15 protein-coding genes are annotated in these 15,724 nt (G+C 70.0%); 4 read left to right on the top strand and 11 right to left on the bottom strand.

Annotation, left to right across the window (positions count from 1 at the left end):
* Positions 1-172: 172 nt before the first annotated feature.
* On the bottom strand, positions 173-1,342 hold the full coding sequence (locus ACWFR1_RS17135; protein ID WP_453551761.1) for a helix-turn-helix domain-containing protein: 1,170 nt from the start codon (positions 1,340-1,342) through the stop codon (positions 173-175).
* A 409-nt stretch (positions 1,343-1,751) separates the two neighbouring features.
* The gene (locus ACWFR1_RS17130; protein ID WP_453551758.1) at positions 1,752-2,153 is read right to left on the bottom strand and encodes a hypothetical protein; all 402 of its coding nucleotides are present in this window, start codon (positions 2,151-2,153) and stop codon (positions 1,752-1,754) included.
* A gap of 343 nt (positions 2,154-2,496) precedes the next feature.
* On the opposite strand from ACWFR1_RS17130, the gene ACWFR1_RS17125 reads away from it, so the two are divergent.
* Positions 2,497-3,018 (top strand): universal stress protein, encoded by a 522-nt coding sequence (locus ACWFR1_RS17125; protein ID WP_352017441.1) that lies wholly within the window; start codon positions 2,497-2,499, stop codon positions 3,016-3,018.
* Between the two features lie 164 nt (positions 3,019-3,182).
* The gene (locus ACWFR1_RS17120) at positions 3,183-3,749 is read left to right on the top strand and encodes a GPR1/FUN34/YaaH family transporter (RefSeq protein WP_453551754.1); all 567 of its coding nucleotides are present in this window, start codon (positions 3,183-3,185) and stop codon (positions 3,747-3,749) included.
* 129 nt (positions 3,750-3,878) lie between these two features.
* Here ACWFR1_RS17120 and glmS read toward each other — a convergent pair whose 3' ends face one another.
* Positions 3,879-5,696 carry a glutamine--fructose-6-phosphate transaminase (isomerizing) gene (gene glmS, locus ACWFR1_RS17115; protein ID WP_453551752.1) on the bottom strand — a complete coding sequence of 606 codons (1,818 nt, stop codon included), beginning with the start codon at positions 5,694-5,696 and terminating at the stop codon, positions 3,879-3,881.
* Positions 5,697-5,758: 62 nt separating this feature from the next.
* Positions 5,759-6,034 (bottom strand): hypothetical protein, encoded by a 276-nt coding sequence (locus tag ACWFR1_RS17110; RefSeq protein WP_318209943.1) that lies wholly within the window; start codon positions 6,032-6,034, stop codon positions 5,759-5,761.
* Between the two features lie 192 nt (positions 6,035-6,226).
* Here ACWFR1_RS17110 and ACWFR1_RS17105 point away from each other — a divergent pair, with 192 nt between their 5' ends.
* Entirely contained in the window at positions 6,227-7,861 is a 1,635-nt protein-coding gene (locus ACWFR1_RS17105) for a beta-N-acetylhexosaminidase (RefSeq protein WP_453551749.1), read from the top strand.
* 235 nt (positions 7,862-8,096) lie between these two features.
* A complete protein-coding gene (locus ACWFR1_RS17100; protein WP_453551747.1) occupies positions 8,097-8,660 on the top strand; it encodes a Uma2 family endonuclease in 564 nt (187 codons plus the stop codon).
* A gap of 241 nt (positions 8,661-8,901) precedes the next feature.
* Here the strand turns inward: ACWFR1_RS17100 and ACWFR1_RS17095 are convergent, their stop codons facing one another.
* From ACWFR1_RS17095 to ACWFR1_RS17065, 7 genes are all read right to left on the bottom strand, one after another.
* Positions 8,902-9,222 carry a hypothetical protein gene (locus tag ACWFR1_RS17095; protein WP_453551744.1) on the bottom strand — a complete coding sequence of 107 codons (321 nt, stop codon included), beginning with the start codon at positions 9,220-9,222 and terminating at the stop codon, positions 8,902-8,904.
* A 154-nt stretch (positions 9,223-9,376) separates the two neighbouring features.
* Positions 9,377-9,856 (bottom strand): hypothetical protein, encoded by a 480-nt coding sequence (locus tag ACWFR1_RS17090; protein ID WP_453551741.1) that lies wholly within the window; start codon positions 9,854-9,856, stop codon positions 9,377-9,379.
* A gap of 83 nt (positions 9,857-9,939) precedes the next feature.
* Positions 9,940-10,503: a GNAT family N-acetyltransferase gene (locus ACWFR1_RS17085; protein ID WP_453551739.1), complete on the bottom strand. Its 564-nt coding sequence runs from the start codon at positions 10,501-10,503 to the stop codon at positions 9,940-9,942.
* Between the two features lie 134 nt (positions 10,504-10,637).
* Positions 10,638-12,428, bottom strand: coding sequence for an IucA/IucC family protein (locus tag ACWFR1_RS17080; RefSeq protein ID WP_453551737.1), 1,791 nt, complete (start codon positions 12,426-12,428; stop codon positions 10,638-10,640).
* A complete protein-coding gene (locus ACWFR1_RS17075; RefSeq protein WP_453551735.1) occupies positions 12,425-12,955 on the bottom strand; it encodes a GNAT family N-acetyltransferase in 531 nt (176 codons plus the stop codon). The genes ACWFR1_RS17080 and ACWFR1_RS17075 overlap by 4 nt, the downstream gene beginning before the upstream one ends.
* Positions 12,952-14,226 carry a lysine N(6)-hydroxylase/L-ornithine N(5)-oxygenase family protein gene (locus tag ACWFR1_RS17070; RefSeq protein ID WP_453551732.1) on the bottom strand — a complete coding sequence of 425 codons (1,275 nt, stop codon included), beginning with the start codon at positions 14,224-14,226 and terminating at the stop codon, positions 12,952-12,954. Before ACWFR1_RS17070 ends, ACWFR1_RS17075 begins: the two co-directional genes overlap by 4 nt.
* Positions 14,213-15,691, bottom strand: coding sequence for a pyridoxal phosphate-dependent decarboxylase family protein (locus ACWFR1_RS17065; RefSeq protein ID WP_453551730.1), 1,479 nt, complete (start codon positions 15,689-15,691; stop codon positions 14,213-14,215). Before ACWFR1_RS17065 ends, ACWFR1_RS17070 begins: the two co-directional genes overlap by 14 nt.
* Between the last annotated feature and the right edge of the window lie 33 nt (positions 15,692-15,724).

The raw sequence follows: 15,724 nt of genomic DNA, 5'->3' as shown, positions 1-15,724 counted from the left end.
TTGTGTTGGGGGGGGGGTTTTTTTTTTTTAACTGCCCGGGGGGGGGGGGCGGCCGGGGGGGGGCGGGGGGGGGGGCCCCGGGGCCCCCCGCCGGTCCTGCGGTGCGCCGCTTGTGGCCGCGCGAGTCGGTTGTCAGGCGGTGTCCGGCCGGATCGGGGCCGGACACCGCCCGCTACGGTGCGCTGCGCTGGCCCGGCAGGGAGGGGCGGCCGGGAGCGTAGGCGTCCGCGTGCGGCTTACCCGGCTCCAGCGAGGAGCCCGGGCGCCGGATGCCGGCGACGACCTGGGCGGGCACGACCGGGTCGAGCACCGCCGTGGCGCTCTCGCCCTGCGGCCGCCTGGCCCGGTAAGCGGCCCGGTAGGCGGCCGGCGAGGAGCCGAGCTGGCGCCGGAAGTGGCCGCGCAGCGCCACCGGGGACCGGAAGCCGCACCTGCCCGCGACCTCGTCGACCGAGTAGTCGGAGGTCTCGAGCAGCCGCTGAGCCTGGAGCACCCGCTGCGTGATCAGCCACTGGAGCGGGGCGGAGCCCGTCAGCGAGCGGAACCGGCGGTCGAAGGTCCGCCGTGACATGTACGCGCGCGCGGCCAGGGTCTCCACGTCGAACTGCTCGTGGAGGTGCTCCAGCGCCCAGGCGACGACCTCGGCCAGCGGGTCGGCGCCGATCTCTTCTGGTAAAGACCTGTCGAGGTAGCGCTCCTGACCGCCGCTGCGCCGCGGCGGGACGACCAGCCGGCGCGCCAGCGCGCCCGCGGCCTCGGTGCCGTGGTCGGTCCGCACGATGTGCAGACACAAATCGATTCCGGCCGCGGTGCCGGCGGAGGTGAGGACGTCGCCGTCGTCGACGAAGAGCTCCCGCGGGTCCACGTGGACCGACGGGTAGCGCTTGGCGAGCGTCGGCGCGTACATCCAGTGCGTGGTCGCCGGGCGTCCGTCGAGCAGGCCGGCCGCGGCGAGGACGAAGGCGCCGGTGCAGAGACCGACGATCCTGGCGCCCTCCTCGTGGGCGCGGCGCAGCGCTTCGAGCGCCTCCGGCGGCGGCGGCGAGGTGATCGACCGCCAGGCCGGCACGACGACGGTCCCGGCGCGGCTGATCGCCTCCAGGCCGTACGGCGCGGTGAGTTCGAGCCCGCCGGTGGTACGCAGCGGCCCGTCCTCGCCGGCGCAGACGAGCAGCCGGTAGCGGGGCACGCCGGCGTCCTGCCGGTCGATGCCGAAAACGGAGAGCGGGATGGAGCTCTCGAAGATGGGGCCGCCGCTGAACAGCAGCACCGCGACGACTTCGCGACGGCGGCGCCCGGACAGCTTCCGTGCGACCTCCGGTGCGGTGGAGTCCTGGCTCATGACGCTAAGCCCCCCTCGGTGTTCGCGTCTCCCTGGTCGTGTCGCTCCTGCACGTTTCCCCTCGGTTTTGCACGAGACCCCAGTCTTCGGTACCCATGATCGAATCTACTGTGTCCCGTGGCGCCGGCGTGACAAGTTCTCCATCCGGTGGATTGTCGACAAGGCCACTTGGCGCGAAGCGATCGATCGCGAAGCGTTCCACCTGGCGGCCCCGGGGGGAAGGGGCTGTGCCGCGAACGCCCCGCGAGTGTGGGGTGCGGGGCCGTGTCACGGGGCTTTCGAGGTCCTCGGCTGCGGGGTTGGCCAACCGTTCCGCCAAGGACTCGCCGATGAATGGAAGTTGGCTGAAAACATATGGGTTCGGGTGTGCGAACCTGTCAACTCGAAGGGGGCCGAGCGCGTCCCCGGCTCAGCTTCGGTGCCTGGTTCGTACCGTTTCGGCCCGTAGTCCGCGCTCCGAGCGGCGCAGCAGCACCCGGCACACCGCCGTCACCGAGACGAGCCCCAGCGCGGTCCCGGCGGCCCCGCCGAGCGAGGTGCCGTAGGCGACGAGGACCACGGGCACGAGGACGCAGCAGAAGACCGCCCAGCGGACGACGTCCCCGGCCGGGTCCGCGGTTCCCGCCCCGGCGCCCGTGTCCCGCTCCCGGGCCCGGCCCCCCGCGGCGGTCACGGAAGGGCTCGCGGAGGGGCCCGCGGAGGGGCCCGCGGAGGCGCCCGGCGCCCGGCGGCGGCCGCGGGGTGAGCCGAGCGCGGCGGCGGGGGCGGAGCCGGTGGAAGTCTGGCCGGCGGAGGTCGATGGTGCGGGCACGGGCGGTCTCCCTGCGACGGTGGGCTGGACCTGTGGCAACGAGGAGCGGAACGTTCCGGTCACTGTGGGCGACGTCCGTTTGGCCCCTGTACGGACGCCTGTAGGGCACAACCGGCATTGCCAGATCGCGAACCCCTCGTGCATGCTCCCTGGAACGCCGCGCGCGAGCGGGGCGCACGCCGGGGAGTGGCACGGCGGGCTCTGGGCAGGAGAGGAGTGTCGCCGTACCCTTGGGGGTATGGGCTTGGGAAGATGATTCCCGGACACAGCTCCGCCGCCACCCGTTGTTCCGTCCCCTTCTTTCCCGTCCCTTCCCACGAGGACTCTCTTCGCCGAGACACCGATGGCCGGTCACGAATTCCCCGAACCCGCGGACCGCAAGCGCGTCGCCGACTCCACGGTCGACCCCCTCGCGGTAGAACAGCCACGTCATGCCTGCGACCCGGCCTTCCGGCACGGGGTCGTCGTCGGCTTCGACGGCTCAACGTCCAGTGAGCGAGCCCTCGCGTACGCCATCGGCATGGCCCGCCGCTCCGGCTCCGGCCTGATCATCGTGCACGTGGCCAACCGGCTGCCCACCACGGTGTGGGCCGGCTGCGAGCCGCCGGTCTTCGTCGACGTACCGGACCACAGGACCGAGGTCCTCGGTCTGGAGCTGGCCTGCGCCGAGCACCTCGCCGAGGTGCCGTGGATCCTCGTCGAGCGCGGCGGGGACATCTGTCACGAGCTGGAGGAGGTCGGCCGCGAGTACTCGGCCGACGCGATCGTGGTCGGCTCCACGCACGGGATCGTCGGGCGGATCTTCGGCTCGGTCGCCGGCCGCCTCGCGCGCCGCGCCCAGCGGCCCGTGATCGTCATCCCGTAGGCCCTCCCGCAGCGCCCCGCTCCCGCCGCTCGTTCCCCAACTGGCTTTCCCCGGCCATAAATTCGGCCTTCCTCAGGTGAATTGTGCGCTTGTGAAGGGTAGATAAGTCTCACCGGATCACAGCAGCTCACGCAGCACGACTGCACTCCTGAAGGGAGCCCGCCGTGGACAACGAAGTCGCCGCGGGGAACAGCACCTCCACTCTCGGCAACCTCGCACTCGGACTGACCCTCCTGGCCTTCGGGCTGGGCGGGACGGGTGTCATCGACAACGTCGCGGCAGCGGATGCCGCGGGCCTCGCCACCTGGGTCGGTGGCGTGGCGCTCTTCCTCGTCGGACTGATCGCCCTGCGCGGCGGCAGCACCGGCGAGGGCACGGCGTACACGGCGCTCGGCGCCTTCTGGTTCACCTGGGGCACCGCCGTCGGCGGCGGGGCCTCGGCGGACGCCGTGGGGCTCTTCATGCTCCTGTGGGCGCTCCTGGCGCTCACGCTGACGATGGCCGCCTCGGGGAGCGGTCTCTTCGGACAGGGCGTGTACGGGCTGCTGTTCGTCGCGCTGCTGCTGATCGGCATCGGCGCGCTCGCCGGCACCGGCGGCCTCGCGAAGGCGGGCGGCTGGGTCGCGGCCCTGGCGGGCCTCGTCGCCTGGTACGGCGCCACGGCGGCGGTGGCGGGCTGGCCGATGGCCCTCCGGCGCTCGGCGGGCGCGAGCGCGCCGGCCGCGGGGTAGGGCAGGAAAAGCGAACGGTCCCTGTCGCACCTGGGTGTGCGACAGGGACCGTTCTCGTGTCCGGTCGAACCGCCGGGGGACAGGCCCGGCGGTGCGGTGCGGGTCGGGGGGACAGGCCCCGACCGGCTGCTACTCGACCGTGACGGACTTGGCCAGGTTGCGCGGCTTGTCGATGTCGCGGCCCATGGCGAGCGCCGTGTGGTAGGCGAGGAGCTGGAGCGGGATGCCCATCAGGATCGGGTCCAGCTCGTCCTCGTTCTTCGGCACGACGATGGTGTGGTCGGCCTTCGCCTGCGGCTGGTGCGCGACCGCGAGGATGCGGCCGCTGCGGGCCTTGATCTCCTCCAGGGCGGCGCGGTTCTTCTCGAGCAGGTCGTCGTCGGGGACGATCGCGACCGTCGGCAGCGCCGGCTCGATGAGGGCGAGCGGGCCGTGCTTCAGCTCGGAGGCCGGGTACGCCTCGGCGTGGATGTAGGAGATCTCCTTCAGCTTGAGGGAGGCCTCCAGGGCGACGGGGTAACCGCGCACACGGCCGATGAACATCATCGACTGGGCGCCCGCGTACTCCGCGGCGATCTTCTTGATCTCGTCCTCGGTCCCGAGGATCTCGCTGATCTGCTCGGGCAGCTTGCGCAGGCCCGCGATGATCCGCTTGCCGTCGGTGACGGACAGGTCGCGGATGCGGCCCAGGTGCAGGGCGAGCAGCGCGAAGGCGGTGACCGTGTTGGTGAAGCACTTGGTGGAGACGACGCAGACCTCGGGGCCGGCGTGGACGTACACGCCGCCGTCGGCCTCACGGGCGATGGCGGAGCCGACGACGTTCACGACGCCGAGGACGCGGGCGCCCTTGCGCTTGAGCTCCTGGACGGCCGCGAGAACGTCGTACGTCTCACCGGACTGGGAGACCGCGATGTAGAGGGTGTCGGGGTCCACGACCGGGTTGCGGTAGCGGAACTCCGAGGCCGGCTCGGCGTCGGCGGGGATGCGGGCCAGGGACTCGATGAGCCCGGCGCCGATGAGGCCGGCGTGGTACGAGGTGCCGCAGCCGAGGATCTTGATGCGGCGGATGGTGCGGGCCTCGCGGGCGTCGAGGTTCAGACCGCCGAGGTGCACGGTGGAGAATCGGTCGTCGATCCGGCCGCGCAGCACGCGGTCGACCGCGTCGGGCTGCTCGGAGATCTCCTTGTGCATGAAGGTGTCGTGGCCGCCCATGTCGTAGGAGGCGGCTTCCCACTCGACGGTCTCCGGGGTGGCCGTGGTGGTGGCGCCGGAGGTGGTGTACGTGCGGAAGTCGTCGGCCTTGAGGGTGGCCATCTCGCCGTCGTCGAGGGTGACGACCTGGCGGGTGTGGGCGATCAGGGCGGCGACGTCGGAGGCGACGAGCATCTCCTTCTCGCCGATGCCGAGGATGACCGGGGAGCCGTTGCGGGCCACGACGATGCGGTCGTTGAAGTCCGCGTGCATCACGGCGATGCCGTAGGTGCCCTCGATGACCTTGAGCGCCTCGCGGACCTTCTCCTCGAGGGTGGTGGCCTGGGAGCGGGCGACGAGGTGGGTGATGACCTCGGTGTCCGTCTCGGAGGCGAAGACGACGCCGTCGGCCTCCAGCTTCGCGCGGAGCTCCTGGGCGTTGTCGACGATGCCGTTGTGGACGACCGCGACCTTGTTCTCGGGGTCCAGGTGCGGGTGCGAGTTCACGTCGCTGGGGGCGCCGTGGGTGGCCCAGCGGGTGTGGGCGATGCCGGTGGTGCCGGAGAAGCGCTTGGGGACGCGGGCTTCGAGGTCACGGACGCGGCCCTTGGCCTTCACCATCTTCAGGCCGGTGGCCTTCGGGCTGGTGATGACCATGCCGGCGGAGTCGTATCCCCGGTACTCCAGACGTGCCAGGCCCTCAAGGAGCAGGGGGGCGACGTCGCGCTTTCCGATGTAACCGACAATTCCGCACATAAAGGTGAAACCCCTCCAGGTTGGTGAGCGTGCCCGTTCGTGACTCGGTCGTGCCGGCCGGGTCAGCCGTAGACGATGCGGCGCAGCTGCCGGAGCGAGAGCTCCGGTGGTGCCACGGCCCGGTGCGGCAGTTCCGCCGAGATCCGTTCGAAGATCTCGGTGTTCACGGCCCCGCCGGACTGCAGTTCGCGGTGGCGGCGGCGGACGAACTCCTCGGTCGTCTCGTCGAAGTACGCCAGCACGTCGAGTACCACCCGGGCGGCCTCACCGCGCTGGAGCGCGGTGCTGCGGACCAGGTGGTCGATGAGGTCGTCATGCGACGGGCGGCGTTCGAGCACCCGTGAATACTGAGGGGTACCGGGCGGCTTTCGCAAGAATCCTGCCCGATATCGGGCAGGTGCGTCGTGATTCACCCTCTTTCCGGGGTGGTTGGTCCAGACCTTGACCCTTCGGAGCCCCGGCGGTACGCATGGTGGCGGTTCGGATATAGAACTCGACAGACGCGTCCAACGCCCGAAGGGGACCAGCCTGTGACACAGCGCCGAAGGATTCCGCGCCTGATCGGATCCCTGCTCCTGGTCGCCGCCGCCGGCGTCGGCTGCGGTGAGGCCACCGCCGACAGCAGGGCGGACGGCAGGAACGGAGGGGCCGCCGCCGAGCCCGAGGTCCGCCCGCTCGGCCGCATCGTGCCCGTACCCGCGTCCGTCGCCCCCGGGGGTGAGCCCTACACCCTCACCCGCGCCACCCGCATCGGCGTGGACGGCACGAACCGCCAGACCCGCGAGCTCGGCCGCTACCTCGCCGGACTGCTCCGCCCCGCCACCGGCTTCCCGCTGCCCGTCGTCGACGAACACGCCGCCCGCGGCGGCATCCGCCTCCGGCTCAGCCCCGACGACACCGCCCTCGGCGACGAGGGCTACCGGCTGCGCTCCGGCCCCGACGGCGTCACCCTCACCGCCCGCGAACCCGCGGGACTCTTCCGCGGCGCCCAGACCCTCCGCCAGCAGCTGCCCGCCGCCGTAGAGCGCGACACGGTCCAGCCCGGCCCCTGGAAGATCGCCGGCGGCACCGTCACCGACACCCCGCGATACGCCTACCGGGGCGCCATGCTCGACGTCGCCCGGCACTTCTTCACCGTCGACGAGGTGAAGCGGTACATCGACCAGCTGGCCCTCTACAAGATCAACACCCTCCACCTGCACCTCTCCGACGACCAGGGCTGGCGCATCGCCGTCGACTCCTGGCCCCGGCTCACCACCCACGGCGGCTCCACCGAGGTCGGCGGCGGCCCCGGCGGCTTCTACACGAAGGAGGAGTACAAGGAGATCGTGCGGTACGCGGCCTCCCGCTACCAGGAGGTCGTCCCCGAGATCGACATGCCGGGCCACACCTTCGCGGCCCTCTCCTCGTACGCCGAACTCAACTGCGACGGCGTCGCCCCGCCCCTCTACACCGGCATCAAGGTCGGCCTCAGCTCCCTCTGCGTGCCGAAGCCCGTCACGTACGACTTCGTCGACGACGTGATCCGCGAGATCGCCGCCCTCACCCCCGGCCGCTACCTCCACATCGGCGGCGACGAGGCCCACTCCACCAGCCACGCCGACTACGTGACCTTCATGGACAAGGTGCAGCCGGTCGTCGCCAAGTACGGCAAGACGGTCGTCGGCTGGCACCAGCTGACCGGCACGAAGCCCGCCGAGGGCGCCCTCGTCCAGTACTGGGGCCTCGACCGCACTCCCGCCGCCGAGAAGGAACGGGTCGCCGCGGCCGCCCGGAACGGCGCGGGCCTGATCCTCTCGCCCGCCGACCGCTCCTACCTCGACATGAAGTACACGAAGGACACGAAGCTGGGCCTCGCCTGGGCCGGCACCGTCGAGGTCCAGCGCTCGTACGACTGGAACCCGGCGACGTACCTGCCGGGAGCCCCGGAGAGCGCGGTGCGCGGCGTCGAGGCGCCGCTCTGGACGGAGACCCTCGCCACGACGGACGACCTCGACGTCATGGCCTTCCCGCGCCTGCCGGGCATCGCGGAACTGGGCTGGTCCCCGGCGGAGACGCATGACTGGGAGACGTACAAGGTGCGCCTCGCGGAACAGTCGTTCCGCTTCGACGCGCTGGGCATCGAGTACTACCGCTCGCCGCAGGTGCCATGGCCGGGGGAGTAGCAGCATGGGGGCAGCGGTCCGGCCTTGGTCACGCAGAACCCAAAAGCCCAGGTCGACCCACGTGAGCACATGCCGACGACCCTCTGCAGGCGACCGCACGGAACATTCGTACGGTGGTGCGCTCGTGGCAGCGAACGAACCCCGGTGTCCCTAGGTGGAAGCGCCCGTATGCTGGCCACGTACCGACTGTCGAGGTCGCATCGAGACTGCCGGTCGGACGAGGAGGTGAATGGGAATGAGCGTTGCCATCGACCACACCGGCCCCTGGACCGTCGCCGACGTCCTGGCCCTTCCCGAAGACCGCACCACCCGCTACGAGCTGCTGGGGGAGTCCCTCGTCATGTCCCCCGCACCCGGCATCCGCCACCAGCGGGCCTCGCTCCGGCTGGCCATGATCCTGCACGCGGCGGCCCAGGCCGCCAAGGCGCCTGTCGAGGTACTGGAGGCCATCAACGTCATCCTGCCGTCGGGCCTTGTGGTGCCCGACCTGGTGGTGACCGACGCCGGCGCGACCGCCGAGGACGGCGTCAGTGTCGACGCCGAGGGCGTACAGCTCGTGATCGAGCTGGTCTCCCCCGGCAATAGCACCGTGGACCGCAAGTTCAAGCCCATGCTCTACGCCGAGGCGGCCATCCCGCACTTCTGGCGACTCGAGTTCGACCCGGCCCCGATGCTCGTCGTCTACGAGCTGGAAGGAAGCCGGTACGTGGAGCGGATGACGGCCCTCGCGGGTGCGACGACCCACCTGGAGACCCCGTTCCCGGTCGAGATCGATCCGGCCGGACTGTCCCGGCAGTAACCGGTCCGTGGACGTGAAACGCCCGGCGGGGGAACCCTGGCCGGGCGTTCGGCGTGCAACCCCCGGCGTGGACGTCGACTGCCTGGTGTGCGCCGTCGCCGCCGGGCACGACACCTTCGCGATCACGGTGGAGTACGTCGCCCTGGTGACGGCCGGCCCCGGTAGGGAACCTCGGCCGGACCGGAGGCTGTCCAGTGCTCCAGCCGTGGAGCGCAATCGGTTGAGCGGACGCGCGGCCGTCTCAGCTGGACTGGTCGGTGGGGGCGCTGGCGGCTCCGTCCGAGCCGTAGAAGCGGCCCTGGTCGCACAGGGCGTCGAGCTCGGCGATCTCTTCCTCGCTCAGTTGCTCGTCCAGCGCCGCACCGATGACGCCTCGGGCATCGGCCAGCCGCCGGGCCACGTTCCAGTCGCGCACGAATGTGCCGACCGTGCGGTCGTCGGCGGTTCCGGACGCCTGGCGGGACCCGAGTCGATCGAGGGAGACCACGAACTCGTTCAAGTCCCGCAGGACGGCGACGGCCTCGCTGAGAGGCATGCGGATCTCGCGGGAGGACATGTCCATCGGTCGATTCAACTCCATGGTCGGCGCGGACCGGCCCGGACCGTGATCTCGCTGCGGGTCACAGCGTGCACCTCGCCGGTCAAGAGGAGGCGTTCGACGGGTCACCCGCAGGGCCCTGCGGCTCGTGCGAGATGCAGTTGACCCGGCCCAGCCGTCACTCCTGACAGTACATTCCCATGAACACCTGCCCGTCCCACTCTTTCCTTTCCGGGACGAAAGCCAGATAGTCCACCAGGCACTTCCCGTTCCAGTCGCGGGAGCGCGAATTCGTCAGGTATGGCTCGCCGTCGTGCAGTTTCCAGCCCTCGCCCTCGGCGCGGGAAAGTCGACTGACTTCTTCCGGCGAGGCTTGAACGAAATCTTGCCGGCGCATCCCCAGCGAGGCGAGGTATGCGATGCTCTCGGTCGGGTCCGCAACGAACGACATGTTCGCCGAGAAGCCGTCTCTGTCCTCCTTCTCGCAAAACTTCAGGGATTTGAACTCCGGGAGATCGCCCAGAGAATACTTCGCTCTCAGTTGTGCCGAGACCTCTCCGGTCGAGCATGATTCCGTATACCTCGACGGTGATGCGGAACACGCCCATGCCAGTAGTCCTATGCCGAGCAAAGTGGCGGCAGCGCGGACAAGTCGCATCTCGGATCCCCTCGCGAACCTTTGCGTGCGTTCTCACGCGACAGGATGAGCAACTCGCGCGCGGACATGCCTTCGCGCAGCGGCTACCGCCGCTCCCACTGCTCCTTGGTGATCTCGTACCGCACGCCCCCGTGTTCGGAGCCCTCGACCAACTGCATGTCGGGGGGAGTGGGGAGGGTGTCCGCGAGTGTCATGTCGAGCTTCTCCATGACGTTGCGCGAACCGTGGTTCACGGTCATCGTCGCAGCCCAGACCATGCGCACGCCGAGCCCTGTGAACGCCTTGGCCAACAACGCCCGCGAGACTTCCGTGGCATAACCTCTGCCCCAAGCCGCCTGGCGCAGCCGGTAGCCGAGTTCGGCCTCGTCCAGCGGGCCCTGCCGCTCGGGGCGCAGGCAGAACCAGCCGATGAACGCGCCGCCGTCCTTCTCGTGCGCGGCGAACAGGCCGAGATCGCCGCCCCACCTCTCGTAGCCGGCGATGATGCTGGGCAGGTCGCGCTCGCGGACGAGCTCCGGGGCGGTCGCCACGCCCCCGGTCAGATAGCGCATCACCGCGGGGTCGCTGTCCAACTCGATCAGCAGGTCCGCGTCGTCGGCGGTGAAGCGGCGCAGGGTCAGGCGCTCGGTCTCCAGGTAGGTGTCCACAGAGCCGATCATGGCCAACCAGGGCGGGCGGTTCAACGGCTTTACCCGGCCCTGGCCCACCCCCGGCGGCGCACAGACGCGAGCCCCGGCGGAGGACCGTACTCCGGCGGGGCTCGCATCGGTATGGGGAAGGGTTACGCGAAGCGGGCTATCGGGTTGACCAGGTCGCCGACCAGCTGGAGGGCTGCCGACGGGTCCGCGAGGTCGACCATCTGCTTGTTGTTGCGGAGCTGGAGGCGGTTGAGGGCCGAGAGGGCGAAGGTGTCCGCGAACATGTCGTACTGGGCGAACCTGTCCGCCAGTTCGGGCTTGGCCGCCTCGTAGGCGCGTACGCACTCCGCCACCGTCCGCCAGAAGTCGTCCTCCGCGAGGACGCCCTCCGCCGCCAGCGTCGCCGACAGGAAGCGGAAGAAGCAGTCGAAGACGTCCGTGAAGACCGAGAGGAGCTTCATGTCCTCGGGGATCTCGGCGCGGACGCGCTCCACCGCCGGCGGCAGGACCGCCGTCGGGTCCATGACGACGATCTCCTCGGCGATGTCCTTGAAGATCGCGCGGGCGACCCTGCCCTGCTCGTCCAGGACCAGGATCACGTTCTCGCCGTGCGGCATGAACGCCAGGTCGTAGGCGTAGAAGCTGTGCAGGACCGGGAGGAGGTAGGCGTCCAGGTACTGGCGGAGCCAGGCCGTCGGCTCCTGTCCCGACTCCTTGATCAGCGCGCCCGCGAACGACGCGCCCGCGTGGTCCACGTGGAGCAGCGAGGCCATCGTCGCCAGGCGCTCGCCCTCGGCGAGGGTCGGCACCGGGGACTCGCGCCACAGCGCGGCCAGCATCTTGCGGTACGGGGAGTAGCGGTCCGTCGCGGCCTCGTACTCCATGTGCCGGTAGCCGATCGCCGCCCGCTCGCGGATGATCGAGAAGTCGGCCGACGTGAAGGTCGCGTCCGACTCGATCAGCTGGTGCAGCCAGTCGTTGATCGCCGGCGTCGCCTCCATGTACGCCGCCGACAGGCCCCGCATGAAGCCCATGTTGATGACCGAGAGGGCCGTCTTCACGTAGTGCTTGGTCGGGTCCGAGGTGTTGAAGAACGTACGGATCGACTGCTGCGCCAGGTACGTGTCGTCGCCCTCGCCCAGGTAGACGAGACGCTGCTGCGCGACCTCGGCCGCGAAGGTGACGGACAGCTTGTTCCACCACTGCCAGGGGTGGCAGGGCATCAGGAGGTACTCCGCCGGGTCCAGGCCCCGGGACACCAGGGTCGCGGCGAAGGCGTCCACCGTCGCGTCGCCCAGCTCCGCGCGGATGAACGTCTCGTACGCGATGTCCGCGCCGGCGGTGAAGGTCGTGCGGTCGCGGCGGGCGGCCAGCCAGATCAGGTGGATGTCGCTCGCGGCCTCGGGGGCGTACGCGCGGAACTCGTCCACGCCGAAGCCCAGCCGGCCGTTGTTGGCGACGAAGCAGGGGTGGCCCTCGGTCATCCCGGTCTCGATCGCCTGGAAGCCGGCGTGGGCCAGCTCGGCGGAGGTGATCTGCGGCTTCGTCGACTTGTACGCCGTACCGGCCAGGGTGGAGGAGATCTCCTCCAGGTACACCGGGAGGATCTCGTCGCTGAGGCCCAGGGAGCCGCGCAGCTCGGTGATGAACTGGAGCGCGTCGAGAGGAAGTTGCTCGTCCCCTCGGTGGCGGCTGATCGAGTCCGCGTAGACCTGCCAGTGGTCGAGCGCGAACCGGTCCGCCGTGAAGCGGTACTCGGTCGTGCCGTCGTCGGCGATGACCTTGTAGCGGCTCTCGCCCAGCTCCTGCGGGTCGAGCAGCCGCTCGTGGGCGAACTCCGCCAGGCCCTTGCGGATCAGCGCGCGGTTGGCGGTCGCCCAGCGGTCGGGGGTGAGGTGGGCCACCGGGTCGGTGAAGCGGTCTGCCGTGCTCATATCGCCACCGCCACGGCCGCCTCGAACTGCTCCCGGGTGCAGAAGCTCAGCAGCGCCTTCTTCTCCGGCTTCTGGATCTCACGCTCCGGCACGAAGCCGACGACCTCGTTGAGGGCGTGGACGGCCTTGTTGGAGACGTCGGGCTCGACGACCACGCGGGCCGTCGCCGGGTCGGCGAACAGCTCCGCCATCACGGCGGTGATCACCTTGCGGGTGAAGCCGTGGACGGGGGTGTCGGTCGGGGCCACGAGGAAGTGCATGCCGACATCGCCGGGCAGCGGGTCGTAGAGGCCGACCAGCTCCAGCCGGGACGGGTCGTAGCGCTCCATGAGGATGGCGGGGACCTCGTCGACCAGACCGATGAAGGCCTGGTGGTGCGGGTTGGCGGCGAAGCCGGCGTACTCGCGTTCGACGTCCTCCGGGCTCGCGTCCTGCATCATCCAGAAGGCGGCCTTGGGGTGGGTGACCCAGGCGTGGATCAGCTCCGCGTCCTTGAGGGGATCGAGCGGGCGGAAGCGGATGGTCATACGGCGAACTCCTGGAAAGCGATGGTCTTCTCTACGGGGTAGTACTCGGAGCCCAGCATCTCCCCGATGATGTACGCGTTGCGGTACGCCCCCATGCCCAGGTCGGGCGCGGTGATCGAGTGGGTGTGCACGGCGGCGTTCTGCAGGAAGATCCCGCGGCCGGTCGTGTCGATCGCGTAGTTGCGGGCCACGTCGAAGCGGCCCTGGCCGTCCCAGCGGATGCGGTCGTGGACCGGCTCCAGGAAGGCAGGGGCGGCGTACTTGTAGCCGGTGGCGAGGATCAGTCCCTCGGTGTCGAGGGTGAAGTCCTTCTCCTGCTCCTCCTGGCGGAAGCCGAGGGTGTACGTGCCCGTCCCGGAGTCGTACGCGGCCGTGTGCAGTGCGGAGTTGGTCAGGAGGCGGGTGGGGACGGGGCCGTTCAGGTTCTTCTGGTACAGCAGGTCGAAGATGGCGTCGATGAGCTCGCCGTCGATGCCCTTGAAGAGGCCCTTCTGCTGGGTCTCCAGACGATAGCGGGTCTGCTCGGGGAGCGCGTGGAAGTAGTCCACGTACTCCGGGGAGGTCATCTCCAGGGTGAGCTTGGTGTATTCCAGAGGGAAGAAGCGGGGGGAGCGGGTCACCCAGTTGAGCTGGTAGCCGTGGACGTCGATCTCCGACAGGAGGTCGTAGTAGATCTCCGCCGCGCTCTGACCGCTGCCGACCAGGGTGATCGACTTCTTCTTCTGGAGCTCCTCCTTGTTCGGGAGGTAGCGGGAGTTGTGGATCAGGTCGCCGCCGAGGTCCGCGCAGGTCTCGGGGACGTACGGCGGGGTGCCCGTGCCGAGGACGATCCTGCGGGTGCGGAAGGTCGTCCCGGTCTCGGTGGTGACGGCGTAGAGCTCGGTCGTGTCGTCGTACGAGACCGAGGCCACGGTCGTGTTCCAGCGGACCGAGCTCAGCTTTCCGGCGGCCCAGCGGCAGTAGTCGTTGTACTCGGTCCGCAGCGGGTAGAAGTTCTCGCGGATGTAGAACGAGTACAGCCGGCCCTTCTCCTTCAGGTAGTTCAGGAAGGAGTACGGGGACGTCGGGTCGGCCATCGTGACCAGGTCCGACATGAACGGCGTCTGGAGATGGGCGCCTTCGAGGAACATCCCCGAGTGCCACTCAAAGTCCGGCTTGGACTCCAGGAAGAGACCGTTCAGTTGGTCGATGGGCTCGGCGAGGCAGGCGAGTCCGAGGTTGAACGGGCCGAGCCCGATGCCGATGAAGTCGTACGTCTCAGGCGTGGACAAGGGTCTCTCCCAGGTACTGCTCGGCGTGGCCGGCGATCAGGTCGAGGACGGCGGCGATGTCGGCCGCGGTCGTCTCGGGGTTGAGCAGGGTGAACTTCAGGTACTGGCGGCCGTCGACCTTGGTGCCGGCGACGACGGCCTCGCCGGAGGCGAAGAGCGCCTTGCGGGCGTAGAGGTTCGCCCGGTCGATCTCGGCGGGCGAGGTGACGGCCTCGGGGATGTAGCGGTAGACGAGGGTGGAGAGCTGCGGCTCGACCACGACGTCGTAGCGCGGGTCGGCGGCGAGCAGCGCGAAGCCCTCCCGGGCCAGGTCGCAGACCTCGTCGAAGAGTTCGCCGACGCCGTCGGCGCCCATCACGCGCAGCGTCATCCACAGCTTGAGCGCGTCGAAGCGGCGGGTCGTCTGGAGCGACTTGTCGACCTGGTTCGGAATCTGCTCGGTGACCGCGGTGGGGGTCCCCCCTGCTCGAGCGGAGCCGAGAGCTTGGGGGAGCGGGTTGAGGTAGTCCGCGTGGTACGTCGCGTGGCGCAGGGTGGCGCCGTCACTGACCAGGAGCGCGGAGGAACTCACCGGCTGGAAGAAGGACTTGTGGTAGTCGACGGTGACCGAGTCGGCCCGCTCGATGCCGTCCAGGAGGTGGCGGCGGGTGCGGGAGGCGAGCAGACCGCAGCCGTAGGCCGCGTCGACGTGCATCCAGGCGCCGTACTCTTCGGCGAGGGCGGCGATCTCGGGCAGCGGGTCGATGGAGCCGAAGTCGGTGGTGCCGGCGGTGGCGACGATCGCCATCGGGACGAGGCCCTCGGCGCGGCAGGCCTCCAGCTCGGCGGCGAGGACGACGGACTGCATGCGCTTGTTGCGGTCGACCGGGACGGAGATGACGGCGTCGGCGCCGAGGCCGAGGAGGGTGGCCGACTTCTGGACGCTGAAGTGGCTGCATTCGGAGGAGAAGATACGGAGCCTGGACAGGTCGTCCGTCTTGGCCTCCTCGCGGGCGAGCAGCATCGCCTGGAGGTTGGACTGCGTCCCACCGCTGGTGAACACGCCGTCGGCGACGGCGCCGAGGCCGATCCTGCCGGTCGTCCAGTCGATCAGCTTCCGCTCGATGAGCGTGCCGCCCGCGCTCTGGTCCCAGGTGTCGAGCGAGGAGTTGACGGCCGAGAGGACGGCCTCGCCGAGGACGGCGGGGATGACGACCGGGCAGTTGAGGTGGCCCAGGTAGCGGGGGTGGTGGAAGTAGACGGCGTCGCGGAGGTAGACGTTCTCCAGCTCGTCGAGGGCGGCGGAGGAGTCGCCGAGCGGGCGGTCCAGGTCCACGGCGTCGATGACGGGGGCCAGTTCGGCGGGGGTGACACCGCTGAACGGGCGGCGCGTCGTGGCGAGTTTGTCCGCCACCCGCTCGACTCCTTCGGTGACGGAGCGCCGGTAGCTCTCCGCCGTGGCGTCGTTGAGCAGGTGGGAGCGCATGTGGGGGCCCTTTCGGGAGAAACGCTGCGGGAT

It is taken from the genome of Streptomyces sp. NPDC055103, from assembly GCF_053607625.1.
This window is presented reverse-complemented; position numbering and strand designations above follow the sequence as displayed.